16 protein-coding genes, 19 tRNA genes, 3 rRNA genes and 1 pseudogene are annotated in these 23,031 nt (G+C 41.7%); 36 read left to right on the top strand and 3 right to left on the bottom strand.

Going from position 1 to position 23,031, the window contains the following annotated elements:
- Positions 1 to 19: 19 nt before the first annotated feature.
- From DXN33_RS00260 to DXN33_RS00315, 12 genes are all read left to right on the top strand, one after another.
- On the top strand, positions 20 to 1,966 hold the full coding sequence (locus tag DXN33_RS00260; RefSeq protein WP_115903945.1) for a hypothetical protein: 1,947 nt from the start codon (positions 20 to 22) through the stop codon (positions 1,964 to 1,966).
- Between the two features lie 455 nt (positions 1,967 to 2,421).
- Positions 2,422 to 3,009: a DNA-directed RNA polymerase subunit delta gene (rpoE, locus tag DXN33_RS00265; protein ID WP_045612819.1), complete on the top strand. Its 588-nt coding sequence runs from the start codon at positions 2,422 to 2,424 to the stop codon at positions 3,007 to 3,009.
- Between the two features lie 341 nt (positions 3,010 to 3,350).
- Positions 3,351 to 4,958: a CTP synthase gene (locus DXN33_RS00270; protein ID WP_115903947.1), complete on the top strand. Its 1,608-nt coding sequence runs from the start codon at positions 3,351 to 3,353 to the stop codon at positions 4,956 to 4,958.
- A gap of 119 nt (positions 4,959 to 5,077) precedes the next feature.
- Positions 5,078 to 6,154, top strand: a complete 1,077-nt coding sequence (locus DXN33_RS00275) for an N-acetylmuramoyl-L-alanine amidase family protein (RefSeq protein WP_049552344.1) — start codon at positions 5,078 to 5,080, stop codon at positions 6,152 to 6,154.
- 90 nt (positions 6,155 to 6,244) lie between these two features.
- On the top strand, positions 6,245 to 6,544 hold the full coding sequence (locus DXN33_RS00280) for a DUF4651 domain-containing protein (protein ID WP_049552343.1): 300 nt from the start codon (positions 6,245 to 6,247) through the stop codon (positions 6,542 to 6,544).
- Positions 6,541 to 6,858, top strand: coding sequence for a thioredoxin family protein (locus DXN33_RS00285; protein WP_049510168.1), 318 nt, complete (start codon positions 6,541 to 6,543; stop codon positions 6,856 to 6,858). Before DXN33_RS00280 ends, DXN33_RS00285 begins: the two co-directional genes overlap by 4 nt.
- A gap of 15 nt (positions 6,859 to 6,873) precedes the next feature.
- Positions 6,874 to 7,500, top strand: a complete 627-nt coding sequence (ytpR, locus tag DXN33_RS00290) for a YtpR family tRNA-binding protein (protein ID WP_115903948.1) — start codon at positions 6,874 to 6,876, stop codon at positions 7,498 to 7,500.
- 41 nt (positions 7,501 to 7,541) lie between these two features.
- The gene (locus DXN33_RS00295) at positions 7,542 to 8,303 is read left to right on the top strand and encodes an SDR family NAD(P)-dependent oxidoreductase (RefSeq protein WP_115903950.1); all 762 of its coding nucleotides are present in this window, start codon (positions 7,542 to 7,544) and stop codon (positions 8,301 to 8,303) included.
- Positions 8,304 to 8,380: 77 nt separating this feature from the next.
- Complete coding sequence (locus DXN33_RS00300; RefSeq protein WP_115903952.1) at positions 8,381 to 8,776, top strand: single-stranded DNA-binding protein; 396 nt, start codon at positions 8,381 to 8,383, stop codon at positions 8,774 to 8,776.
- 155 nt (positions 8,777 to 8,931) lie between these two features.
- Positions 8,932 to 9,216 carry a co-chaperone GroES gene (gene groES, locus DXN33_RS00305; protein WP_115903954.1) on the top strand — a complete coding sequence of 95 codons (285 nt, stop codon included), beginning with the start codon at positions 8,932 to 8,934 and terminating at the stop codon, positions 9,214 to 9,216.
- A gap of 15 nt (positions 9,217 to 9,231) precedes the next feature.
- On the top strand, positions 9,232 to 10,854 hold the full coding sequence (gene groL / locus DXN33_RS00310; RefSeq protein ID WP_115903955.1) for a chaperonin GroEL: 1,623 nt from the start codon (positions 9,232 to 9,234) through the stop codon (positions 10,852 to 10,854).
- Positions 10,855 to 10,977: 123 nt separating this feature from the next.
- Positions 10,978 to 11,745 (top strand): epoxyqueuosine reductase QueH, encoded by a 768-nt coding sequence (locus DXN33_RS00315; RefSeq protein ID WP_060627100.1) that lies wholly within the window; start codon positions 10,978 to 10,980, stop codon positions 11,743 to 11,745.
- Positions 11,746 to 11,815: 70 nt separating this feature from the next.
- On the opposite strand, the gene DXN33_RS00320 is transcribed toward DXN33_RS00315, so the two are convergent.
- Complete coding sequence (locus DXN33_RS00320; RefSeq protein ID WP_000775316.1) at positions 11,816 to 12,349, bottom strand: DUF402 domain-containing protein; 534 nt, start codon at positions 12,347 to 12,349, stop codon at positions 11,816 to 11,818.
- Positions 12,350 to 12,437: 88 nt separating this feature from the next.
- The gene (gene recX, locus DXN33_RS00325; protein WP_115903957.1) at positions 12,438 to 13,214 is read right to left on the bottom strand and encodes a recombination regulator RecX; all 777 of its coding nucleotides are present in this window, start codon (positions 13,212 to 13,214) and stop codon (positions 12,438 to 12,440) included.
- Between the two features lie 37 nt (positions 13,215 to 13,251).
- Between recX and rlmD the strand changes: the two genes are divergently transcribed.
- The 24 genes and pseudogenes from rlmD to DXN33_RS00445 all read left to right on the top strand — a co-directional run.
- Positions 13,252 to 14,607 carry a 23S rRNA (uracil(1939)-C(5))-methyltransferase RlmD gene (rlmD, locus tag DXN33_RS00330; protein WP_115903959.1) on the top strand — a complete coding sequence of 452 codons (1,356 nt, stop codon included), beginning with the start codon at positions 13,252 to 13,254 and terminating at the stop codon, positions 14,605 to 14,607.
- A gap of 61 nt (positions 14,608 to 14,668) precedes the next feature.
- Positions 14,669 to 14,740: transfer RNA gene (locus tag DXN33_RS00335), tRNA-Glu, on the top strand.
- Positions 14,741 to 14,981: 241 nt separating this feature from the next.
- Positions 14,982 to 16,527 (top strand): 16S ribosomal RNA (locus DXN33_RS00340).
- A gap of 51 nt (positions 16,528 to 16,578) precedes the next feature.
- Positions 16,579 to 16,651: transfer RNA gene (locus DXN33_RS00345), tRNA-Ala, on the top strand.
- Positions 16,652 to 16,775: 124 nt separating this feature from the next.
- Positions 16,776 to 19,677 (top strand): 23S ribosomal RNA (locus DXN33_RS00350).
- 76 nt (positions 19,678 to 19,753) lie between these two features.
- Positions 19,754 to 19,869: ribosomal RNA gene (gene rrf / locus DXN33_RS00355) — 5S ribosomal RNA — on the top strand.
- The 16S, 23S and 5S rRNA genes sit together here with 19 tRNA genes alongside, the layout of an rRNA operon.
- Before the next feature lie 4 nt (positions 19,870 to 19,873).
- Positions 19,874 to 19,946 (top strand) — tRNA-Val (locus tag DXN33_RS00360).
- A 2-nt stretch (positions 19,947 to 19,948) separates the two neighbouring features.
- A tRNA-Asp gene (locus DXN33_RS00365) sits at positions 19,949 to 20,021 on the top strand.
- Positions 20,022 to 20,044: 23 nt separating this feature from the next.
- Positions 20,045 to 20,117 (top strand) — tRNA-Lys (locus DXN33_RS00370).
- Positions 20,118 to 20,122: 5 nt separating this feature from the next.
- A tRNA-Leu gene (locus tag DXN33_RS00375) sits at positions 20,123 to 20,204 on the top strand.
- 18 nt (positions 20,205 to 20,222) lie between these two features.
- Positions 20,223 to 20,295 (top strand) — tRNA-Thr (locus DXN33_RS00380).
- A gap of 22 nt (positions 20,296 to 20,317) precedes the next feature.
- A tRNA-Gly gene (locus DXN33_RS00385) sits at positions 20,318 to 20,389 on the top strand.
- A 7-nt stretch (positions 20,390 to 20,396) separates the two neighbouring features.
- Positions 20,397 to 20,482 (top strand) — tRNA-Leu (locus DXN33_RS00390).
- An 11-nt stretch (positions 20,483 to 20,493) separates the two neighbouring features.
- Positions 20,494 to 20,567 (top strand) — tRNA-Arg (locus DXN33_RS00395).
- Between the two features lie 15 nt (positions 20,568 to 20,582).
- Positions 20,583 to 20,656, top strand: a tRNA-Pro gene (locus DXN33_RS00400).
- Between the two features lie 5 nt (positions 20,657 to 20,661).
- Positions 20,662 to 20,735 (top strand) — tRNA-Met (locus DXN33_RS00405).
- A 13-nt stretch (positions 20,736 to 20,748) separates the two neighbouring features.
- Positions 20,749 to 20,822 (top strand) — tRNA-Ile (locus DXN33_RS00410).
- A gap of 12 nt (positions 20,823 to 20,834) precedes the next feature.
- Positions 20,835 to 20,924: transfer RNA gene (locus DXN33_RS00415), tRNA-Ser, on the top strand.
- A 10-nt stretch (positions 20,925 to 20,934) separates the two neighbouring features.
- Positions 20,935 to 21,008, top strand: a tRNA-Met gene (locus tag DXN33_RS00420).
- A 3-nt stretch (positions 21,009 to 21,011) separates the two neighbouring features.
- A tRNA-Phe gene (locus tag DXN33_RS00425) sits at positions 21,012 to 21,084 on the top strand.
- Between the two features lie 20 nt (positions 21,085 to 21,104).
- Positions 21,105 to 21,175 (top strand) — tRNA-Gly (locus tag DXN33_RS00430).
- A gap of 34 nt (positions 21,176 to 21,209) precedes the next feature.
- Positions 21,210 to 21,283 (top strand) — tRNA-Ile (locus DXN33_RS00435).
- Between the two features lie 6 nt (positions 21,284 to 21,289).
- Positions 21,290 to 21,377: transfer RNA gene (locus tag DXN33_RS00440), tRNA-Ser, on the top strand.
- 241 nt (positions 21,378 to 21,618) lie between these two features.
- A pseudogene (locus DXN33_RS00445) lies at positions 21,619 to 21,867 on the top strand (ISL3 family transposase); the annotation flags it as partial.
- A 44-nt stretch (positions 21,868 to 21,911) separates the two neighbouring features.
- Here DXN33_RS00445 and birA read toward each other — a convergent pair.
- On the bottom strand, positions 21,912 to 22,847 hold the full coding sequence (birA, locus tag DXN33_RS00450; protein WP_042750530.1) for a bifunctional biotin--[acetyl-CoA-carboxylase] ligase/biotin operon repressor BirA: 936 nt from the start codon (positions 22,845 to 22,847) through the stop codon (positions 21,912 to 21,914).
- Between the last annotated feature and the right edge of the window lie 184 nt (positions 22,848 to 23,031).

Below are 23,031 nucleotides of genomic sequence, written 5' to 3' on the forward strand. Positions count from 1 at the left end.
TTTGATAGAGGTCACTGTAATGATAGAAAATTATAATTATGATTTCCATGAATTTGACTCACTAATTAAATTACCTAATAATATAAAGAAAATAGATGAGAGAATAAATACAATATTGCTTCAATTGAATGACAAATCAGTGGATGAAATCATACATATAACAAAAGTTAGTAATATCGTTGGAGATTTAAGTTTAGGTAAAAGCAGAGATTATAAAAATCTATTGTTTGAAAAAATTAGTTCATTTGTAGAAAATAAATTTGACCAGGAGAACAAATTGGTATGGAAGAAGTTCAAGAATCAAGCTTTAATTTTAGACAAATTATATTCAGATTTCATTATCTCAAGAGATAATTATTTTTATAATAATCCTACAAAAGTTAAGATTGATTTATCGCTCATTTTAATATGCATAGAAAAAGTCTTAAGAAGTTACAATAGAAATCATATTTCTGAAACTTCTAACCAAAATGAGTCAGAATTTGAAGCTAATATACATATACGAGATACGTTAAAAGGATATGCAGCTGAGATACTTAAATATTTTATGTTTAAGGACATTTCTTCTAAAAAAACAAATAAAATATATTGTATAAAAGATGTTGAAATCATATGCAAGCATTTTGAATTTTATGATGAGTATGAAAGTATTAAAGATATTATGGAATATTTTAGATTTTCACAGCTTGAAATAAAAAAAGATTCTCATTTAAGTATTGATGTTATTGGGGAAGAATTTAATAGAAGTGTATTAATTTCAAATTTTCGAGAGAAGGGAGCCAGACATAATAGATACTCTCGTTTAATTAGCAACTATAGGAAATCTAATATAGAGAAAAAAATGGACTATGATATAAATGATTATTATAGTATGATTGAACTAGAAAGAATATTGGGAGAAGAATGGAAGTCTTATGAATTAGATGGAATTTCTGTAGATTATTGGAATAAAGCATATTTATTTGTTAGAAAAATATCCAATAAGAAGCTAAGTAAAGAAAACGATATTAACCAACTTGATAAATTATGTATTGTAAAGAGCAAAATACAATGGACATTAGAAATAAAAAAATTTCTTAAAGTATCTAAAGAAATCGCAGAAAAAATATTAGATAATTTAATATTCAGTAAGGAATCTTATGACTTAATTGATGCACCTTTTATTCAATTAGGAGACTGTTTAGCAATTATTCCATCTATTTCTCAAGATACTATCAGTGCATTTGCTATCATTTCAAATTTTTCTAAGCGCTTAAATAAATTGAATGATCTATCTAAGAAAGGTTATTTCTTAGAAAAAGCAATAACATCGGTGTTGAATGGTGGAAACATGCGTACAATTTCTAACCTAAAAGATAGTTATCAAGGAGAAAATTATGAAATTGATCAAATATTTGCTATCGGAGAAATCGTATATTTAGTTGAGTGTAAAACTTTACCATACCCATATACTGTGAAAGAGCATGCTGAACAGTTATGTATGATTCACGGATATCTTAAAAAATTTGAAAGAAATATAGATTATTTTATAAGAAATAGTCAATTATTCATTAGCAAGTTAGGAATAGAGAGAGTCCGTGATTTTAAAAAAATTTTTATTACTTCTACAATGTTAGGGGCACCTGATAATTATAATGATATATACATTGTAGATGAGTCTTCTTTTAGTGCTTTTTTGCGTAGATATCCGCCAGTTATCTGGGATTTTTGTAGTGGTAGAAATATATTTACAAAAGACATTTCTTATTATACCGGAGAAATAACAAATTCTAAGATGTATCAGTTTTTAAAACAGCCTGCTCCGATAGATGCTATGAAAGAGAAGATTAAAAAAGTAACAATTAATCATAGCTCATTCACAATCAGTCAATATTCTTTAGAAAATCAATCAGAATTCATAAGTGTAGAAGATGTACATTTAATAAATAGAGATAGTAATTTTCCTTGGATTAATCTTGTAGACTAGTTTGTATTGATTATATGGACTAGGACATGTGTTGTAAGTTTATGAAATTTAAAAAGAATTTTTAAGTTTTCTAAAATATATATATTTTTGTTTAATATTAAATAAAGGCCATTGTTTCGCTCTACATTTTTATAGTGAAAATGTTATACTGGTATAGTTAATAGATATAGAAAGCAGGTTACTACATGACAAATTCTGTAAGTTCGAACCGATCTGAGAAGTACAACATTGTTACTTAATTTCATATACTATTGCATCGAATTCATCTGGATTGATACCGAAAATCCACCAAGCGATGCCATCGGCTGGGTAGCAAAGAAATAAAAAGTCCTGTCACTTTCTCCCATTTAACCTTTGACTATTCTGCAAAATTATCGTAAAATAAAGAGTAAATGATAAAATGAGGTCAGAGTCTGTTCGCTCTGGCGATAGTAGTATAAATGAGGAGAAACGCTTTGGAATTAGAAGTATTTGCTGGGCAAGAAAAAAGTGAACTATCTATGATTGAGGTAGCACGTGCTATCTTGGAACTTCGTGGTCGCGATCACGAGATGCATTTTAGCGATCTTGTAAACGAAATTCAAAACTACCTTGGAACATCAAACAGCGATATCCGCGAAGCTTTGCCTTTGTTCTACACAGAGTTGAACTTTGACGGTAGCTTCATCTCACTTGGAGACAACAAATGGGGTCTTCGTTCATGGTATGGTGTGGACGAAATCGATGAAGAAATCATCGCTCTTGAAGAAAATGACGACGATGAAGTAGCACCAAAAGCTAAGAAAAAACGTGTCAATGCCTTCATGGATGGTGATTCAGATGCTATTGACTACAATGCAGATGATCCAGAAGACGAGGATGCATACGAAGCAGATCCAGCTCTTTCATACGATGATGAAAATCCAGATGATGAGAAAAATGAAGTGGAAGCTTACGATGCAGAAATCAACGAAATTGCCCCTGATGACTTGGGTGAAGATGTGGATCTCAACGAAGAAGACGACGAGTTTTCAGACGATGATTCTGAAAACACCGAGGAATAAAAGTTAGCTATTGACAATTATCCTATTTTTAGGTATCATATTGTTCGGGCACCTCTTTTAGAGGTCGGGGCTCCCTAGTTCTTAGGGAGCTATTTTTGTTTTTTCAAGAAGTTATCTTCTTGTATTTTATACTCAATGAAAATCAAAGAGCAAACTAGGAAACTAGCCGCAGGCTGTACTTGCGTACGGCAAGGCGACGTTGACGCGGTTTGAAGAGATTTTCGAAGAGTATTGGTTGTGAATCTGGTGCAGTCGTTCCAGATTATTCTTATTAGTAGGGTCTTGTTTTCTATGTCCCCTCGTAGTCAGCAAGGCCTTGAGCATTTTAGAAAGAGGAATCTATGTCTACGAAATATATTTTTGTAACTGGTGGTGTGGTATCGTCTATTGGGAAAGGGATTGTAGCAGCGAGTCTGGGCCGTCTCTTGAAAAATCGTGGTCTCAAAGTAACCATTCAAAAGTTTGACCCTTATATCAATATTGATCCGGGAACTATGAGTCCTTACCAGCACGGGGAAGTTTTTGTGACAGATGACGGAGCTGAGACAGATTTGGACTTGGGTCACTATGAACGTTTCATCGATATCAATCTTAATAAATATTCCAACGTGACAACTGGTAAAATTTACAGTGAAGTTCTTCGTAAGGAACGCCGTGGAGAATACCTTGGGGCAACTGTTCAGGTTATTCCTCATATCACAGATGCTTTGAAAGAAAAAATCAAGCGTGCCGCTGTAACGACCGACTCGGATGTCATTATCACAGAAGTTGGTGGAACCGTTGGGGACATCGAGTCCTTGCCATTCCTAGAGGCCCTTCGTCAGATGAAGGCAGATGTGGGTGCGGATAATGTTATGTACATCCATACAACCTTGCTTCCATACCTCAAGGCCGCTGGTGAAATGAAAACCAAACCAACTCAACACTCTGTAAAAGAATTGCGTGGCTTGGGAATCCAACCAAATATGTTGGTTATTCGTACAGAAGAGCCAGCTGGTCAAGGAATTAAAAACAAACTGGCACAGTTCTGTGATGTGGCACCAGAAGCCGTTATCGAGTCTTTAGATGTTGAACATCTTTACCAAATTCCATTGAACTTGCAGGCACAAGGTATGGATCAAATTGTCTGTGACCACCTGAAATTAGACGCACCAGTAGCAGATATGGCAGAATGGTCAGCCATGGTAGACAAGGTCATGAACCTCAAGAAACAAGTTAAGATTTCCCTTGTCGGTAAGTATGTGGAGTTGCAAGATGCCTACATTTCTGTGGTCGAAGCCTTGAAACACTCTGGTTATGCCAACGACGCAGAAGTTAAAATCAATTGGATTAATGCCAATGATGTGACAGCAGAGAATGTGGCAGAAATCTTGTCTGATGCAGATGGAATCATCGTACCAGGAGGTTTTGGCCAACGTGGTACAGAAGGGAAAATCCAAGCTATCCGCTATGCGCGTGAGAATGATGTTCCAATGTTGGGAGTCTGCTTGGGAATGCAGTTGACTTGTATCGAGTTTGCTCGTCACGTTTTGGGTCTTGAAGGTGCCAATTCTGCAGAGCTTGCACCAGAAACAAAATACCCTATCATTGATATCATGCGTGATCAGATTGATGTTGAGGATATGGGAGGAACCCTTCGTTTGGGACTTTATCCGTCTAAGTTGAAACGTGGCTCTAAGGCAGCAGCTGCTTATCACAATCAAGAAGTGGTGCAACGCCGTCACCGTCATCGTTATGAGTTTAACAACGCCTTCCGTGAGCAGTTTGAGGCAGCAGGTTTTGTCTTCTCAGGAGTTTCTCCAGACAATCGTTTGGTCGAAATCGTGGAAATTCCTGAAAATAAATTCTTTGTAGCGTGTCAGTATCACCCTGAACTTTCAAGTCGTCCAAACCGCCCAGAAGAACTCTACACTGCCTTTGTTACTGCAGCAGTTGAGAATAGTAATTAGCCAAATTAGAACCTTTGAGAAGAATCTCAGAGGTTTTTTGCTTGCATATTTAGGATATAATTTGCAAAATAAAAATATAGTGATATAATTAACATAACAACAACTAAGGAGGAACTACAATGAAAAAAATCACATTATTTGGTTTGTCTCTAGCTGGTCTAGCTTTACTGGCTTTTCCACATTCAGGGCAGGCATTTGAGCTTAAAGAAGAATGGGTTGTTAAGTGTGGAGTGCAGTATCAAGATGGCAAGATTCTTCGGTTTAACAATGGTCATGAAGTGGATATCAAAGTCTTGGATTTGCCAAAAACCGAGAAAATCGAGTGGACGGTTAGTCTCGATGGTCAAGATCAAACTGTCAATTTCCTAGGTCAAGAAAAGGACAAGTCTATGATGGGCGTAGAGGGGCGTTACCTGAATTTCTATGTTCCATATGGCTATAGAGGAGATATCAAGGTAGAAGCTAAGAGCGGAAATGAAGTAAAGACCTGGTCAACGAAAGTTGTGGATGATATTCATAATGATAGTGGAAAGAGAGGTTACTATCGTATTGAAGAATCAAATGATCAATACACCTACCTCGATGCTAAATGGGATTATCAAACCAAGACTTACACTGCTGCCTTACCAGAGACTGTTAATGGTCAAAAAGTTTTTGCTTGGGCAAATTATGATAATGACGAGTTGAAGCTAGAAAAACCAAAATCTATCAGTCATAAATATGATGATGGAGGATCTTTCAAAGAACTTTATCCGATTGTAAAAGCAGAAAGCTGGCTAAAATCAAACCAAAACTGGTACTATCAACAACAAGGTCAATTAGTGCAGAAGGATTGGGTTTATGACAAGGGAACTTGGTACTTTATGAATGATAAAGGAGTCATGTTCAATCAAACTTGGCTTTATCAAGGTAGCAACTGGTATGCCTTTAAATTATCAGGAGCCATGATTGCGAGTGACTGGCTTTACGACCAAGGTAAGTGGTACTATTTATCAACTTCAGGAGCCATGAAAGCAAGCACTTGGGTTTATGACAAGGGAGAATGGTATTATGTAAGTTCTTCTGGTGCCATGCTAGCGAATGATTGGGTCAAAGATAATGGCAAGTGGTATTATCTGGCTTCATCAGGTAAGATGCTTCGCAATACCTACACACCAGATGGCTACTACGTTGGCAACTCAGGTGCCTGGCAATAAGAATAAGAAGTCCTTTTCCTTAAAGGAAGAGGCTTTTTACTTGCTTTTCTGCTGCTTCCTCATTTGTCCTAAAGCCTTTTTTGTGTTAAAATGAATGGTATGAAAGCTAAAAAAATGTGGATGGCAGGTCTGGCTCTGCTTGGTATTGGGAGCCTTGCCCTTGCTACGAAAAAAGTTGCAGATGATCGTAAGCTCATGAAGACCCAGGAAGAGTTGACAGCGATTGTGCGAGACCATTTTTCAGACATGGGAGAAATTGCTACCCTCTATGTTCAAGTCTATGAAAGCAGTATAGAGAGCTTGGTTGGTGGCGTCATTTTTGAGGATGGCCGTCATTATACCTTTGTCTATGAAAATGAAGACCTAGTCTATGAGGAGGAAGTTTTATGATACAACCAGCAAGTTTAGAAGAATTAGCATCTTTAGTAGAAAAAGATGGGAAGAAGGTCTTTCTTTTTGTGGCGGACTGGTGTGGCGATTGTCGTTATATCTATCCTACCTTGCCAGAAATTGAGGAGACCAATCCAGAGTTCACCTTTATTCGAGTGGACCGAGACCAGTATATGGATTTAGCCAAACTCTGGGATGTTTATGGAATCCCCAGCCTTGTTGTTCTAGAAAAGGACAAGGAAATCGGTCGTTTTGTCAATCGCGACCGTAAAAGCAAGCAACAAATTAACGACTTTTTAGCAGGACTAAAATAGGAGAAAAAGGAAACAATGATTTTTACATATAATAAAGAACATGTCGGTGATGTCCTTATGATCATCGTAAAAAACAGCGGAGATGCCAAGTTGGATGTGGAGCGCAAAGGCAAGGTAGCCCGTGTTTTTCTCAAAGATAATGGGGAAACAGTGGCTTGGAATATTTTTGAAGTTTCAAGTTTATTTGAAATTGCAGAGCGCGGTCAAGTCTTTTTATCAGATGAACAGGTCGCTCGTTTGAACCAAGAGTTGCAGGCAGAAGGTTTTAAAGAAGAAATTGTCAATGACAAGGAACCTAAATTTGTTGTTGGTGAGATTGTCGAGATGGTAGCCCATCCAGATAGTGACCACCTCAACATCTGCCAAGTTGCAGTCGCGAGTGACAAGACAGTGCAAATCGTTGCAGGGGCTCCTAATGCGCGTCTTGGGTTGAAAACCATTGTGGCTCTTCCTGGAGCTATGATGCCCAAAGGCAATCTTATTTTCCCAGGCGAACTTCGTGGCGAAAAGAGTTTTGGCATGATGTGTAGCCCTCGTGAATTGCATCTGCCAAATGCTCCGCAAAAACGTGGTGTTATTGAATTATCAGAAGACCAAGTTGTTGGAACTCCATTTGATCCAGCTAAACACTGGACTGCCTAAGAAGTTGTTAGTATCTGATAGACCAGCTGGAAGGAAATAAGATGGCAAAAAATGTTGTGATTACAGGAGCGACATCAGGTATTGGTGAAGCAATTGCGCGTGCTTATCTGGAGCAGGGTGAGAATGTCGTTCTAACTGGACGACGGATAGACAGACTAGAAAACCTCAAGTCGGAGTTTGCAGAGACCTTCCCAAATCAAACAGTTTGGGCTTTTCCGCTAGATGTCACGGATATGAACATGGTAAAGGCTGTCTGCTCTGATATTCTAGAAACGATAGGTCAGATTGATATTCTGGTCAACAATGCCGGACTGGCTCTAGGTTTAGCACCTTATCAGGACTATGAAGAGTTGGATATGTTGACCATGCTGGATACCAATGTCAAAGGTTTGATGGCAGTCACTCGCTCTTTCTTGCCAGCAATGGTAAAAGCCAATCAAGGACATATCATCAACATGGGGTCAACCGCAGGAATCTACGCCTATGCGGGTGCCGCTGTTTACTCAGCTACCAAGGCAGCGGTTAAGACCTTTTCGGATGGACTGCGAATTGATACCATCGCAACGGATATCAAGGTTACAACCATTCAGCCTGGGATTGTCGAAACAGATTTTTCGACGGTACGTTTTCACGGTGATAAAGAACGAGCTGCGTCCGTTTACCAAGGAATCGAAGCTTTGCAAGCTCAGGATATTGCAGACACAGTAGTCTATGTGACCAGTCAGCCTCGTCGTGTGCAGATTACAGATATGACCATTATGGCCAATCAACAGGCGACAGGTTTCATGGTTCATAAAAACTAAAAAATTTCCTCGAAAAGTTACAAATTTCTGTAACTTTTTTTGATTTCCTACGAATAGATAAGTAGGAGGAAGAAAATATGTATAATAAAGTTATCTTGATTGGACGTTTAACGTCTACACCTGAATTGCACAAAACCAGCAATGACAAGTCAGTGGCGCGAGCAACTATCGCTGTGAACCGTCGTTATAAAGATCAAAACGGTGAACGTGAAGCTGACTTTGTCAATATGGTCCTTTGGGGTAGGCTAGCAGAAAGCTTGGCAAGCTACGCAACCAAAGGTAGTCTTATTTCAGTGGATGGGGAATTACGTACACGTCGCTTTGAGAAAAATGGTCAGATGAACTATGTGACCGAAGTACTTGTCACAGGATTCCAACTCTTGGAAAGTCGTGCTCAACGTGCCATGCGTGAAAATAATGCAGGACAGGATTTGGCAGATTTGGTTTTGGAAGAGGAGGAATTGCCATTTTAAACATTAAAAAGTCTGAGTTGCTCTCAGGCTTTTTATCTTGAGAAAGTCAGACTTTTTCCTTGACTATTTCTGACCAAGTGATACAATAGAACTATGATTTAGCACTCAGATATAAAGAGTGCTAATAATATGTAGTTCATCATGGAGGAAAACAGATGTTGAAGCCATTAGGAGACCGTGTGGTCTTGAAAATCGAAGAAAAAGAACAAACTGTTGGAGGCTTTGTCCTTGCAGGTTCAGCCCAAGAAAAAACAAAAACAGCCCAAGTTGTAGCTACTGGACAAGGTGTTCGTACCTTGAACGGTGACTTGGTGGCTCCAAGTGTCAAGGTTGGAGATCGTGTCTTAGTTGAAGTTCACGCAGGTCTTGATGTCAAAGATGGCGATGAAAAGTACATCATCGTAGGGGAAGCTAACATCTTGGCAATCATTGAAGAATAGAAGGAGAAAGTAAGTATGTCAAAAGAAATTAAATTTTCATCTGACGCTCGTTCAGCTATGGTCCGTGGTGTCGATATCCTTGCAGACACTGTTAAAGTAACCTTGGGACCAAAAGGCCGCAATGTTGTTCTTGAAAAATCATTCGGTTCACCACTCATCACCAATGACGGTGTAACTATTGCCAAAGAAATCGAATTGGAAGACCATTTTGAAAATATGGGTGCCAAATTGGTATCAGAAGTAGCTTCTAAAACCAATGATATCGCAGGTGACGGGACTACGACTGCAACAGTCTTGACCCAAGCTATCGTCCGTGAAGGAATCAAAAACGTCACTGCAGGTGCCAATCCAATTGGCATTCGTCGTGGGATTGAAACAGCAGTTGCTGCAGCAGTTGAAGCCTTGAAAAACAATGCTATTCCTGTTGCCAACAAAGAAGCTATCGCTCAAGTTGCAGCCGTCTCTTCTCGTTCTGAAAAAGTCGGTGAATACATCTCTGAAGCTATGGAAAAAGTTGGCAAAGATGGAGTCATCACTATCGAAGAGTCACGTGGTATGGAAACAGAGCTTGAAGTTGTTGAAGGAATGCAGTTCGACCGTGGTTACCTTTCACAGTACATGGTGACAGATAGCGAAAAAATGGTGGCTGACCTTGAAAATCCGTACATTTTGATTACAGATAAGAAGATTTCAAATATCCAAGAAATTTTGCCACTCCTAGAAAGCATTCTCCAAAGCAATCGTCCACTCTTGATTATTGCGGATGATGTGGATGGCGAAGCTCTTCCAACTCTTGTTTTGAACAAGATTCGTGGAACCTTCAACGTGGTAGCAGTCAAGGCACCTGGATTTGGTGACCGTCGTAAAGCTATGCTCGAAGATATCGCCATCTTAACAGGCGGAACAGTTATCACAGAAGACCTAGGTCTTGAGTTGAAAGATGCTACGATTGAGGCACTTGGTCAAGCAGCGAAAGTAACTGTGGACAAAGATAGCACTGTTATCGTAGAAGGTGCTGGAAATCCTGAAGCGATTTCTCACCGTGTTGCAGTTATCAAGTCTCAAATCGAAACCACAACTTCTGAGTTTGACCGTGAAAAATTGCAAGAACGCTTGGCGAAATTGTCAGGTGGTGTAGCAGTCATCAAGGTCGGAGCTGCAACTGAAACTGAGTTGAAAGAAATGAAACTCCGCATTGAAGATGCCCTCAATGCTACTCGTGCAGCTGTTGAAGAAGGAATCGTTGCAGGTGGTGGAACAGCCCTTGTAAATGTTATCCCAGCCGTGGCTGATTTGGAATTGACAGGAGACGAAGCAACAGGCCGCAATATTGTTCTCCGTGCTTTGGAAGAACCTGTTCGTCAAATCGCCCACAATGCAGGATTCGAAGGTTCAATCGTTATCGATCGTTTGAAAAATGCTGAAGTTGGTACAGGCTTCAACGCAGCAACTGGCGAATGGGTTAACATGATTGATCAAGGGATTATTGATCCAGTTAAAGTGAGCCGTTCAGCCTTACAAAATGCAGCATCTGTAGCTAGTTTGATTTTGACAACAGAAGCAGTCGTAGCCAATAAACCAGAACCAGCAGCTCCGGCTCCAGCAATGGATCCAAGCATGATGGGCGGCATGATGTAAGCTTTCTATAAAAAACACAAAAGGAGGGAATGCATATCCCTTCTTTTTATGATATTCACTTCTAAATAGATTTGAGCTCTCCTAACTTATATGATAAAATAAGATTAGAAAAAGGAGAAGAACATGATCGATGTAGAAGAAATTCTGAGCAAGATGAACCCCAATCAGAAGATTAATTATGACCGTGTCATGCAGAAGATGGTACAAGTATGGGAGAAAAATGAGCAACGGCCAACCATTCTCATGCATGTTTGCTGTGCCCCTTGCAGTACCTATACTCTAGAATATTTGACTAAGTATGCAGACGTGACCATCTATTTTGCCAATTCTAATATCCATCCCAAGGCAGAATATCACAAGCGGGCTTACGTCACCCAAAAATTTGTCAGTGATTTCAATGAGCGAACAGGAAATACGGTTCAGTACCTAGAAGCTCCCTACGAACCAAATGAATATCGTAAGTTAGTCAGAGGACTGGAAGAAGAGCCAGAAGGTGGCGACCGTTGCAAGGTTTGCTTTGACTACCGACTGGATAAGACAGCGCAAGTGGCTATGGACTTAGGTTTTGACTACTTCGGTTCGGCTTTAACCATCAGTCCTCATAAGAATTCTCAAACCATTAACAGCATCGGAATCGATGTGCAAAAAATTTATACAACCCACTATCTTCCAAGTGATTTCAAGAAAAATCAAGGCTACAAACGTTCGGTAGAGATGTGTGAAGAGTATGACATCTACCGTCAATGTTATTGTGGATGCGTCTATGCAGCCCAGGCTCAGAATATTGACCTGGTTCAAGTTAAGAAGGACGCCACAGCGTTCTTGCTGGATAAGGATGTTGAAAAAGATTATTCCCACATCAAATTTACTGTTACGAAATTAGATATATAGAGACCAACCCAGCTGAAAAGCTGGGTTTCTCAAATAAAAAAACTAGGGCTTTCACCCTAGTTTGACAACTTTACCGATTCTTTAGTTCTACATAGCGCTTGTACCAAATGTTTACATAGGCTTCTGAGAAAGGACCTCGTCCATTGTTAATCCAATCAACAAGAATTTTGACATGTTCTTTTAAAATATAGTCCAAGTCATCAGAATAATTCATTTTGCGTTTGTGACGCTCATACTCCTCAACGTCCAAGAGACGTTTTTCCCCATCTGTAAAAATTTTAACATCCAAATCATAATCAATATACTTCAGTGCTTCTTCATCCAGATAGTAGGGGCTAGCCATATTGCAATAGTAGGAAATTCCATTATCACGAATCATGGCAATGATATTAAACCAATATTTCTTGTGAAAGTAAACAATAGCCGGTTCTCGAGTGACCCAACGACGACCATCACTTTCGGTAACCAGTGTATGATCGTTGACACCAATAATGGCGTTTTCTGTTGTTTTTAGTACCATGGTGTCCCGCCAAGTTCGGTGGAGACTCCCATCATGCTTATAACTTTGAATTGTAATAAAGTCGCCTTCTTTTGGAAGCTTCATAACTAACCAACTTTCTACAATTTATAAGTTTATCGTTTACTATTGTACCATAAAATTACCTAAAATCTGTGAATTTTACATGAAAATATTAAAGATATTCTCTGAGAGCGCTTGCTATATCCGAAAAATCGTAGCCCTTTCGTGCTAAAACTTGGGTTAAACGCTGTTTAAGTTCGTATCCTTCATATTTTCGGGCATACTTGGCATATTGCTTATCAAGTTCCCTGAAGATGAGTTCCTGAGTCGTTTCTTGGTCAACTTGACTATCCAACTGGTCAAAGGCACTTTTAGCATCAGAATAGGAAAACCCCTTGTTGGTCAGATTTTGTATAATCTTATCCTGCAAAGCACGAGCAGGAAGCTTTTCCTCATATTTTTTCAATAGTTTATTAGCTACACGTTGAGCAACTTCAGAAAAATCAAATTCTTTCAAGTTCTCTTCTATAGTAGATTTTGAAATCCCTTTTTGTGTTAGTTTCTGAGTCAGTACATAAGGCCCCTTGTCTCCTGAAAGTTGATTGGCATTGATGATAGCATAAGCGTACTGGCTGTCATTAATCCACTTATCTTCTTTAAGATTAATAATGACTTGAGAAACGATGTTTTCATCAATATCGTATTTTTTCAGATATTCTCTGACTTCTTTTTCGGTGCGTGCTTTAAAGGATAAGTGGTAGAGAGCTAGATTCTTACCGTAAGAAAATTGGGCAAAGTCCTGAATATCTTTCAATTCTTCTTCGCTTATCACCTTATCTCTTGATAACATAAAACGAACAATTGTATCTTCAGTAATATAGCATTTGTCGCCATTATCAAGCTCCATCAGATAGAGTCTTTTTTTCTTTTCAAGTTTTGTGATTTTCATAGTTCTATTATAACTCAAAATGTGATAAGATAGGGGTATGAATCTGAAAGTGAAACAAAAAATACCATTAAAAATCAAGCGCATGGGAATTAATGGTGAGGGAATCGGCTTTTATCAAAAAACCTTAGTCTTTGTGCCTGGTGCTCTCAAAGGTGAAGATATCTATTGTCAGATTACTTCTATTAAACGTAACTTTGTAGAGGCAAAATTACTGAAGGTCAACAAGAAGTCTAAATTCCGTGTTGTCCCAGCTTGTACTATTTACAATGAATGCGGAGGCTGCCAAATCATGCACCTGCATTATGATAAGCAGCTGGAGTTCAAGACGGACTTACTTCACCAAGCGCTAAAAAAATTTGCCCCTGCAGGATATGAAAACTATGAAATCCGCCCGACGATTGGAATGCAGGAACCAAAGTACTACCGCGCTAAGTTACAATTTCAGACTCGAAAATTTAAGAATCAGGTCAAGGCGGGCTTATATGCACAAAACTCTCACTATTTAGTGGAGTTGAAAGACTGCCTGGTACAAGACAAGGAAACCCAAGTGATTGCTAATCGTCTAGCGGAATTACTTACTTTTCACCAAATTCCAATCACGGATGAGAGAAAAGTTCTAGGTGTCAGAACTATAATGGTCCGACGAGCTAGAAAGACTGGACAGGTTCAGATTATTATAATTACAAACCGCCAGCTTAATTTAACCCTGCTGGTAAAAGATTTAATTAAAGATTTTCCAGAAGTTGTGACAGTAGCTGTGAATACAAATACAGCTAAAACCAGTGAGATTTATGGTGAAAAGACAGAGATTATCTGGGGACAAGAGAGTATTCAAGAAGGTGTACTCGACTATGAATTCTCACTATCTCCTCGAGCTTTCTATCAACTAAATCCTGAACAAACAGAAGTTCTTTATAACGAGGCGGTAAAAGCGCTGGATGTTGATAAAGAAGACCATTTGATTGACGCTTATTGTGGAGTTGGAACGATTGGATTTGCTTTCGCAAAGAAAGTTAAAACATTAAGAGGTATGGATATTATTCCAGAAGCCATTGAAGATGCCAAGCGAAATGCTAAAAGAATGGGATTTGACAACACACATTACGAAGCTGGAACAGCGGAAGAGATTATTCCTCGCTGGTATAAGGAAGGCTACCGAGCAGATGCTCTGATCGTAGATCCACCACGTACAGGTCTGGATGATAAGTTATTAGATACTATTCTTACCTATGTACCAGAAAAAATGGTCTATATTTCTTGCAATGTTTCGACCTTGGCTCGTGATTTGGTGAGGTTAGTAGAAGTCTATGATCTCCATTATATCCAGTCGGTCGATATGTTCCCACATACAGCTCGAACGGAAGCTGTTGTAAAATTAATAAAAAAAGTTTAAAAAAGTAGTTGACAAAGGTGAAAAAGTCTGTATAATAGTAAGAGTTGAAAATAACAACTCAGGTCCGTTGGTCAAGGGGTTAAGACACCGCCTTTTCACGGCGGTAACACGGGTTCGAATCCCGTACGGACTATGGTATGTTGCGGATGGAACACTTGATGAAAAAAGATTAAAAAAGTTTCAAAAAAGTGTTGACAAGCAAAAGCGCCTGTGATATACTAATATAGTTGTCGCTTGAGAGAACTGAGTGACAAAGACCTTTGAAAACTGAACAAGACGAACCAATGTGCAGGGCACTACAACTAAGGTTGTAGTACTGAACAATGAAAAAACAATAAATCTGTCAGTGACAGAAATGAGTGAGAACTCAAACTTTTAATGAGAGTTTGATCCTGGCTCAGGACGAACGCTGGCGGCGTGCCTAATACATGCAAGTAGAACGCTGAAGGAGGAGCTTGCTTCTCTGGATGAGTTGCGAACGGGTGAGTAACGCGTAGGTAACCTGCCTGGTAGCGGGGGATAACTATTGGAAACGATAGCTAATACCGCATAATAGTAGATGTTGCATGACATTTGCTTAAAAGGTGCAATTGCATCACTACCAGATGGACCTGCGTTGTATTAGCTAGTTGGTGGGGTAACGGCTCACCAAGGCGACGATACATAGCCGACCTGAGAGGGTGATCGGCCACACTGGGACTGAGACACGGCCCAGACTCCTACGGGAGGCAGCAGTAGGGAATCTTCGGCAATGGACGGAAGTCTGACCGAGCAACGCCGCGTGAGTGAAGAAGGTTTTCGGATCGTAAAGCTCTGTTGTAAGAGAAGAACGAGTGTGAGAGTGGAAAGTTCACACTGTGACGGTATCTTACCAGAAAGGGACGGCTAACTACGTGCCAGCAGCCGCGGTAATACGTAGGTCCCGAGCGTTGTCCGGATTTATTGGGCGTAAAGCGAGCGCAGGCGGTTAGATAAGTCTGAAGTTAAAGGCTGTGGCTTAACCATAGTACGCTTTGGAAACTGTTTAACTTGAGTGCAAGAGGGGAGAGTGGAATTCCATGTGTAGCGGTGAAATGCGTAGATATATGGAGGAACACCGGTGGCGAAAGCGGCTCTCTGGCTTGTAACTGACGCTGAGGCTCGAAAGCGTGGGGAGCAAACAGGATTAGATACCCTGGTAGTCCACGCCGTAAACGATGAGTGCTAGGTGTTAGACCCTTTCCGGGGTTTAGTGCCGTAGCTAACGCATTAAGCACTCCGCCTGGGGAGTACGACCGCAAGGTTGAAACTCAAAGGAATTGACGGGGGCCCGCACAAGCGGTGGAGCATGTGGTTTAATTCGAAGCAACGCGAAGAACCTTACCAGGTCTTGACATCCCTCTGACCGCTCTAGAGATAGAGCTTTCCTTCGGGACAGAGGTGACAGGTGGTGCATGGTTGTCGTCAGCTCGTGTCGTGAGATGTTGGGTTAAGTCCCGCAACGAGCGCAACCCCTATTGTTAGTTGCCATCATTCAGTTGGGCACTCTAGCGAGACTGCCGGTAATAAACCGGAGGAAGGTGGGGATGACGTCAAATCATCATGCCCCTTATGACCTGGGCTACACACGTGCTACAATGGCTGGTACAACGAGTCGCAAGCCGGTGACGGCAAGCTAATCTCTTAAAGCCAGTCTCAGTTCGGATTGTAGGCTGCAACTCGCCTACATGAAGTCGGAATCGCTAGTAATCGCGGATCAGCACGCCGCGGTGAATACGTTCCCGGGCCTTGTACACACCGCCCGTCACACCACGAGAGTTTGTAACACCCGAAGTCGGTGAGGTAACCGTAAGGAGCCAGCCGCCTAAGGTGGGATAGATGATTGGGGTGAAGTCGTAACAAGGTAGCCGTATCGGAAGGTGCGGCTGGATCACCTCCTTTCTAAGGATAAGGAACTGCGCATTGGTCTTGTTTAGTCTTGAGAGGTCTTGTGGGGCCTTAGCTCAGCTGGGAGAGCGCCTGCTTTGCACGCAGGAGGTCAGCGGTTCGATCCCGCTAGGCTCCATTGGTGAGAGATCACCAAGTAATGCACATTGAAAATTGAATATCTATATCAAATAGTAACAAGAAAATAAACCGAAAACGCTGTAGTATTAATAAGAGTTTATGACTGAAAGGTCAGAAAATAAGGTTAAGTTAATAAGGGCGCACGGTGGATGCCTTGGCACTAGGAGCCGAAGAAGGACGTGACAAACGACGATATGCCTTGGGTAGCTGTAAGTAAGCGATGATCCAGGGATTTCCGAATGGGGGAACCCAACAGGTACTACCTGTTACCCGCATCTGTTAAGGATGTGAGGAGGAAGACGCAGTGAACTGAAACATCTAAGTAGCTGCAGGAAGAGAAAGCAAAAGCGATTGCCTTAGTAGCGGCGAGCGAAACGGCAGGAGGGCAAACCGAAGAGTTTACTCTTCGGGGTTGTAGGACTGCAATGTGGACTCAAAGATTATAGAAGAATGATTTGGGAAGATCAGCCAAAGAGAGTAATAGCCTCGTATTTAAAATAGTCTTTGTACCTAGCAGTATCCTGAGTACGGCGGGACACGTGAAATCCCGTCGGAATCTGGGAGGACCATCTCCCAACCCTAAATACTCCCTAGTGACCGATAGTGAACCAGTACCGTGAGGGAAAGGTGAAAAGCACCCCGGGAGGGGAGTGAAATAGAACCTGAAACCGTGTGCCTACAACAAGTTCGAGCCCGTTAATGGGTGAGAGCGTGCCTTTTGTAGAATGAACCGGCGAGTTACGTTATGATGCGAGGTTAAGTTGAAGAGACGGAGCCGTAGGGAAACCGAGTCTGAATAGGGCGCCTTAGTATCATGACGTAGACCCGAAACCATGTGACCTACCCATGAGCAGGTTGAAGGTGCGGTAAGACGCACTGGAGGACCGAACCAGGGCACGTTGAAAAGTGCTTGGATGACTTGTGGGTAGCGGAGAAATTCCAAACGAACTTGGAGATAGCTGGTTCTCTCCGAAATAGCTTTAGGGCTAGCGTCGACATTAGAGATTCTTGGAGGTAGAGCACTGTTTGGGTGAGGGGTCCATCCCGGATTACCAATCTCAGATAAACTCCGAATGCCAATGAATTATGGTCGGCAGTCAGACTGCGAGTGCTAAGATCCGTAGTCGAAAGGGAAACAGCCCAGACCACCAGCTAAGGTCCCAAAATAATTGTTAAGTGGAAAAGGATGTGGGGTTGCACAGACAACTAGGATGTTAGCTTAGAAGCAGCTATTCATTCAAAGAGTGCGTAATAGCTCACTAGTCGAGTGACCCTGCGCCGAAAATGTACCGGGGCTAAAACAATTTACCGAAGCTGTGGATACCTTTATAGGTATGGTAGGAGAGCGTTCTATGTGTGATGAAGGTGTACCGTGAGGAGCGCTGGAACGCATAGAAGTGAGAATGCCGGTATGAGTAGCGAAAGACAGGTGAGAATCCTGTCCACCGTAAGACTAAGGTTTCCAGGGGAAGGCTCGTCCGCCCTGGGTTAGTCGGGACCTAAGGAGAGACCGAAAGGTGTATCCGATGGACAACAGGTTGATATTCCTGTACTAGAGTATGTAGTGATGGAGGGACGCAGTAGGCTAACTAAAGCAGACGATTGGAAGAGTCTGTCTAAGCAGTGAGGTGTGATATGAGTCAAATGCTTATATCTTTAACATTGAGCTGTGATGGGGAGCGAAGTTTAGTAGCGAAGTTAGTGACGTCACACTGCCAAGAAAAGCTTCTAGCGTTTAAACATACTCTACCCGTACCGCAAACCGACACAGGTAGTCGAGGCGAGTAGCCTCAGGTGAGCGAGAGAACTCTCGTTAAGGAACTCGGCAAAATGACCCCGTAACTTCGGGAGAAGGGGTGCTGACTTTACGTCAGCCGCAGTGAATAGGCCCAAGCAACTGTTTATCAAAAACACAGCTCTCTGCTAAATCGTAAGATGATGTATAGGGGGTGACGCCTGCCCGGTGCTGGAAGGTTAAGAGGAGTGCTTAGCGCAAGCGAAGGTATGAATTGAAGCCCCAGTAAACGGCGGCCGTAACTATAACGGTCCTAAGGTAGCGAAATTCCTTGTCGGGTAAGTTCCGACCCGCACGAAAGGCGTAATGATTTGGGCACTGTCTCAACGAGAGACTCGGTGAAATTTTAGTACCTGTGAAGATGCAGGTTACCCGCGACAGGACGGAAAGACCCCATGGAGCTTTACTGCAGTTTGATATTGAGTGTCTGTACCACATGTACAGGATAGGTAGGAGTCTATGAGATCGGGACGCCAGTTTCGAAGGAGACGTTGTTGGGATACTACTCTTGTGTTATGGCCACTCTAACCCGGATAGGTGATCCCTATCGGAGACAGTGTCTGACGGGCAGTTTGACTGGGGCGGTCGCCTCCTAAAAGGTAACGGAGGCGCCCAAAGGTTCCCTCAGAATGGTTGGAAATCATTCGCAGAGTGTAAAGGTATAAGGGAGCTTGACTGCGAGAGCTACAACTCGAGCAGGGACGAAAGTCGGGCTTAGTGATCCGGTGGTTCCGTATGGAAGGGCCATCGCTCAACGGATAAAAGCTACCCTGGGGATAACAGGCTTATCTCCCCCAAGAGTTCACATCGACGGGGAGGTTTGGCACCTCGATGTCGGCTCGTCGCATCCTGGGGCTGTAGTCGGTCCCAAGGGTTGGGCTGTTCGCCCATTAAAGCGGCACGCGAGCTGGGTTCAGAACGTCGTGAGACAGTTCGGTCCCTATCCGTCGCGGGCGTAGGAAATTTGAGAGGATCTGCTCCTAGTACGAGAGGACCAGAGTGGACTTACCGCTGGTGTACCAGTTGTCTTGCCAAAGGCATCGCTGGGTAGCTATGTAGGGAAGGGATAAACGCTGAAAGCATCTAAGTGTGAAACCCACCTCAAGATGAGATTTCCCATGATTTTATATCAGTAAGAGCCCTGAGAGATGATCAGGTAGATAGGTTAGAAGTGGAAGTGTGGCGACACATGTAGCGGACTAATACTAATAGCTCGAGGACTTATCCAAAGTAACTGAGAATACGAAAGCGAACGGTTTTCTTGGTTTGAATAGATATTCAATTTTGAGTAGGTATTACTCAGAGTTAAGTGACGATAGCCTAGGAGATACACCTGTACCCATGCCGAACACAGAAGTTAAGCCCTAGAACGCCGGAAGTAGTTGGGGGTTGCCCCCTGTGAGATATGGAAGTCGCTTAGCTCTAGGGAGTTTAGCTCAGCTGGGAGAGCATCTGCCTTACAAGCAGAGGGTCAGCGGTTCGATCCCGTTAACTCCCATAGGTCCCGTAGTGTAGCGGTTATCACGTCGCCCTGTCACGGCGAAGATCGCGGGTTCGATTCCCGTCGGGACCGTTAGAATAACGTAAGTTATTTTAGACTCGTTAGCTCAGTTGGTAGAGCAATTGACTTTTAATCAATGGGTCACTGGTTCGAGCCCAGTACGGGTCATATATGCGGGTTTGGCGGAATTGGCAGACGCACCAGATTTAGGATCTGGCGCTTAACGGCGTGGGGGTTCAAGTCCCTTAACCCGCATTAAGATATAATAAATGAGCCGGCTTAGCTCAGTTGGTAGAGCATCTGATTTGTAATCAGAGGGTCGCGTGTTCAAGTCATGTAGCCGGCATTTTTAGATAGAAGAAAACAGTGCGAACGTAGTTCAGTGGTAGAACACCACCTTGCCAAGGTGGGGGTCGCGGGTTCGAATCCCGTCGTTCGCTTAGAGAGGCCGGGGTGGCGGAACTGGCAGACGCACAGGACTTAAAATCCTGCGATTGGAAACGATCGTACCGGTTCGATTCCGGTCCTCGGCATAAACTAATGAGCACCCTTAGCTCAACTGGATAGAGTACCTGACTACGAATCAGGCGGTTAGAGGTTCGACTCCTCTAGGGTGCATTTTTCTATTTAACTCGGGAAGTAGCTCAGCTTGGTAGAGTACTTGGTTTGGGACCAAGGTGTCGCAGGTTCGAATCCTGTCTTCCCGATATATGGCGGTGTAGCTCAGCTGGCTAGAGCGTCCGGTTCATACCCGGGAGGTCGGGGGTTCGATCCCCTTCGCCGCTATAATGATCTTGTTGGACCTTTAGCTCAGCTGGTTAGAGCTCTCGGCTCATAACCGAGTGGTCGTAGGTTCAAGTCCTACAAGGTCCATTTAAATAATATGGAGGATTACCCAAGTCCGGCTGAAGGGAACGGTCTTGAAAACCGTCAGGCGTGTAAAAGCGTGCGTGGGTTCGAATCCCACATCCTCCTTTTGTAATAACGCGGGATGGAGCAGCTCGGTAGCTCGTCGGGCTCATAACCCGAAGGTCGTAGGTTCAAATCCTGCTCCCGCAATAAGGCTCGGTAGCTCAGTTGGTAGAGCAATGGATTGAAGCTCCATGTGTCGGCGGTTCGATTCCGTCTCGCGCCATTTTTATTTATAGTTTTTATGCGGGTGTAGTTTAGTGGTAAAACTACAGCCTTCCAAGCTGTTGTCGCGAGTTCGATTCTCGTCACCCGCTTTGAACTTTGTTCAAATTACCAAGTTTTTAACTTGGGCGCGTAGCTCAGGTGGTTAGAGCGCACGCCTGATAAGCGTGAGGTCGGTGGTTCGAGTCCACTCGTGCCCATTAATAGGAGAATTACTCAAGAGGCTGAAGAGGACGGTTTGCTAAATCGTTAGGTCGGGTAACTGGCGCAAGGGTTCGAATCCCTTATTCTCCGTTTAATTTCGACTCTCTGTCAACTGTAGTGGGTTGAAGAAAAGCTAAGTTCTAGGAAGGACACATTTCGTCCTTTCTTTTTTGGTATTCAGAGCGATAAAAAGACTCCATAATATTTGTAGTGGGTACCCCCCTATAAATATTACGGAGCCTATTTTTATGTAGAAAAAAGTTCCATATGATCTATAATGAAAAGCAACCAAACCATCATTAGAAAGAATCATATGGAATAGTTACATTTTATCACAAAATTGTTCGATATCAAAGACCAAAATATCAAGATTTTAGATATCGTCAATAGGGATACTCACAAGGAAATCATCGCGAAACTGGATTACAATGCCCCATCTTGTCCTAGTTCTGGAAGTCAAATGAAGAAATATGACTTTCAAAAACCGTCTAAGACCCCTTACCTAGAAACGACTGGTATTCCTACTAGAATTCTCCTTAAAATGGCTCTTTTTCAACTGTATAGGGCTGAAGAAATACTAAAATTTGTATATATTGTTGATTTTACGGTTGTGCTAGTTTATTATTACTTCCAACTCTTGAGTGAAATTTCGCCACTATTTAGCCAGATTTCTTTTCCATTATCACATTGAACTAGAAGTTTTCCATTTTCAGAGATATCTTTAGCAAGTCCCTTGTAGTCTTTTTGATCTAGTGTAAAAGTCACTTCTTTTCCTAGAACAAATGACTGTTTTTTGTATAAGTATAATAGCTCTTCTGCTGGTGTTTCGAAGAAAGTCCGCCAGGTTTCTATGATTAATTCATTTCTGGTAATAGGTGCTGGTGTTTTAAATAAACTAGCAGCTTTTTCTTTTAATTCCTGAGGAAAATCTTTAATAGTGAAATTAATACCTACTCCAATAATGATATCTGTGACTAAGCCAGTTTCTACAGAGGTCATTGCCTCAGTAAGGATTCCTCCAATTTTATGATTGTTTAGGTAGATATCATTGACCCATTTTATGTCGACATCAATTAAAGTTAGGTTCTTAATGGCTTTGTAGACAGCTCCTGCTACAAGTAGTGTGTAGGATGGTAATTTGTCGTAAGGGAGATTTGGTTTGAGATGGAGTGTCATATAAATGCCACCTTGTGGTGAGTAGAAAGAACGTTGAAATCGACCTCGGCCTGCTGTTTGATAGGAAGCTATATAGAGGGTGTTTGCTTCATTCCCTAAATCAATTGCTTCTTTTGCATCTAGTTGAGTTGATTTTGTTTCGGGTTTAAAACTTATTTTAATTGGAAGATTTTGTTCTAGAAGTTCTGGAAGAATAAGGTCTCCATTCACCAGTTTGTAGCCTTTGTTTTTGATACTGTCAATTTCAATGCCTTCTTGTTCTAGACGCTTGATGGCTTTCCAAATTGATGTTCGGCTTAGGGATAGTTCTTCTGCGATTTTTTCTCCGCTGATATAGTCGGTTTCTTTAGCTAGAATTTGGTAGACGGCTTGGTAGGATTTCATAGTGTTTCCTTTCTTTAAGAATAGTATATGATTTGATTTTAGTTTGGATAGTTGCTTCTAATCTATATTTTATTACTACTATTTTAACATATGCCTACTATTTTCGGCACGATTTTTTAGAGTGAATCTAGTTATTAAGCTTGAGTTGTGAAATCTCAGTATTTTTGCTCGCTTTTTTACCTAT

This window comes from Streptococcus sp. NM (genome assembly GCF_003390135.1).
Taxonomy (GTDB): Bacteria; Bacillota; Bacilli; order Lactobacillales; family Streptococcaceae; genus Streptococcus.

Excerpts from the sequence above, each read along its gene's own strand:
- DXN33_RS00260 (WP_115903945.1), top strand. The coding sequence starts at position 20 with ATGATAGAAAATTATAATTATGATTTCCATGAATTTGACTCACTAATT.
- DXN33_RS00270 (WP_115903947.1), top strand. The coding sequence starts at position 3,351 with ATGTCTACGAAATATATTTTTGTAACTGGTGGTGTGGTATCGTCTATT.
- DXN33_RS00275 (WP_049552344.1), top strand. The coding sequence starts at position 5,078 with ATGAAAAAAATCACATTATTTGGTTTGTCTCTAGCTGGTCTAGCTTTA.
- DXN33_RS00280 (WP_049552343.1), top strand. The coding sequence starts at position 6,245 with ATGAATGGTATGAAAGCTAAAAAAATGTGGATGGCAGGTCTGGCTCTG.
- DXN33_RS00285 (WP_049510168.1), top strand. The coding sequence starts at position 6,541 with ATGATACAACCAGCAAGTTTAGAAGAATTAGCATCTTTAGTAGAAAAA.
- ytpR (WP_115903948.1), top strand. The coding sequence starts at position 6,874 with ATGATTTTTACATATAATAAAGAACATGTCGGTGATGTCCTTATGATC.
- DXN33_RS00295 (WP_115903950.1), top strand. The coding sequence starts at position 7,542 with ATGGCAAAAAATGTTGTGATTACAGGAGCGACATCAGGTATTGGTGAA.
- DXN33_RS00300 (WP_115903952.1), top strand. The coding sequence starts at position 8,381 with ATGTATAATAAAGTTATCTTGATTGGACGTTTAACGTCTACACCTGAA.
- groES (WP_115903954.1), top strand. The coding sequence starts at position 8,932 with ATGTTGAAGCCATTAGGAGACCGTGTGGTCTTGAAAATCGAAGAAAAA.
- groL (WP_115903955.1), top strand. The coding sequence starts at position 9,232 with ATGTCAAAAGAAATTAAATTTTCATCTGACGCTCGTTCAGCTATGGTC.
- DXN33_RS00315 (WP_060627100.1), top strand. The coding sequence starts at position 10,978 with ATGATCGATGTAGAAGAAATTCTGAGCAAGATGAACCCCAATCAGAAG.
- DXN33_RS00320 (WP_000775316.1), bottom strand. The coding sequence starts at position 12,349 with ATGAAGCTTCCAAAAGAAGGCGACTTTATTACAATTCAAAGTTATAAG.
- recX (WP_115903957.1), bottom strand. The coding sequence starts at position 13,214 with ATGAAAATCACAAAACTTGAAAAGAAAAAAAGACTCTATCTGATGGAG.
- rlmD (WP_115903959.1), top strand. The coding sequence starts at position 13,252 with ATGAATCTGAAAGTGAAACAAAAAATACCATTAAAAATCAAGCGCATG.
- birA (WP_042750530.1), bottom strand. The coding sequence starts at position 22,847 with ATGAAATCCTACCAAGCCGTCTACCAAATTCTAGCTAAAGAAACCGAC.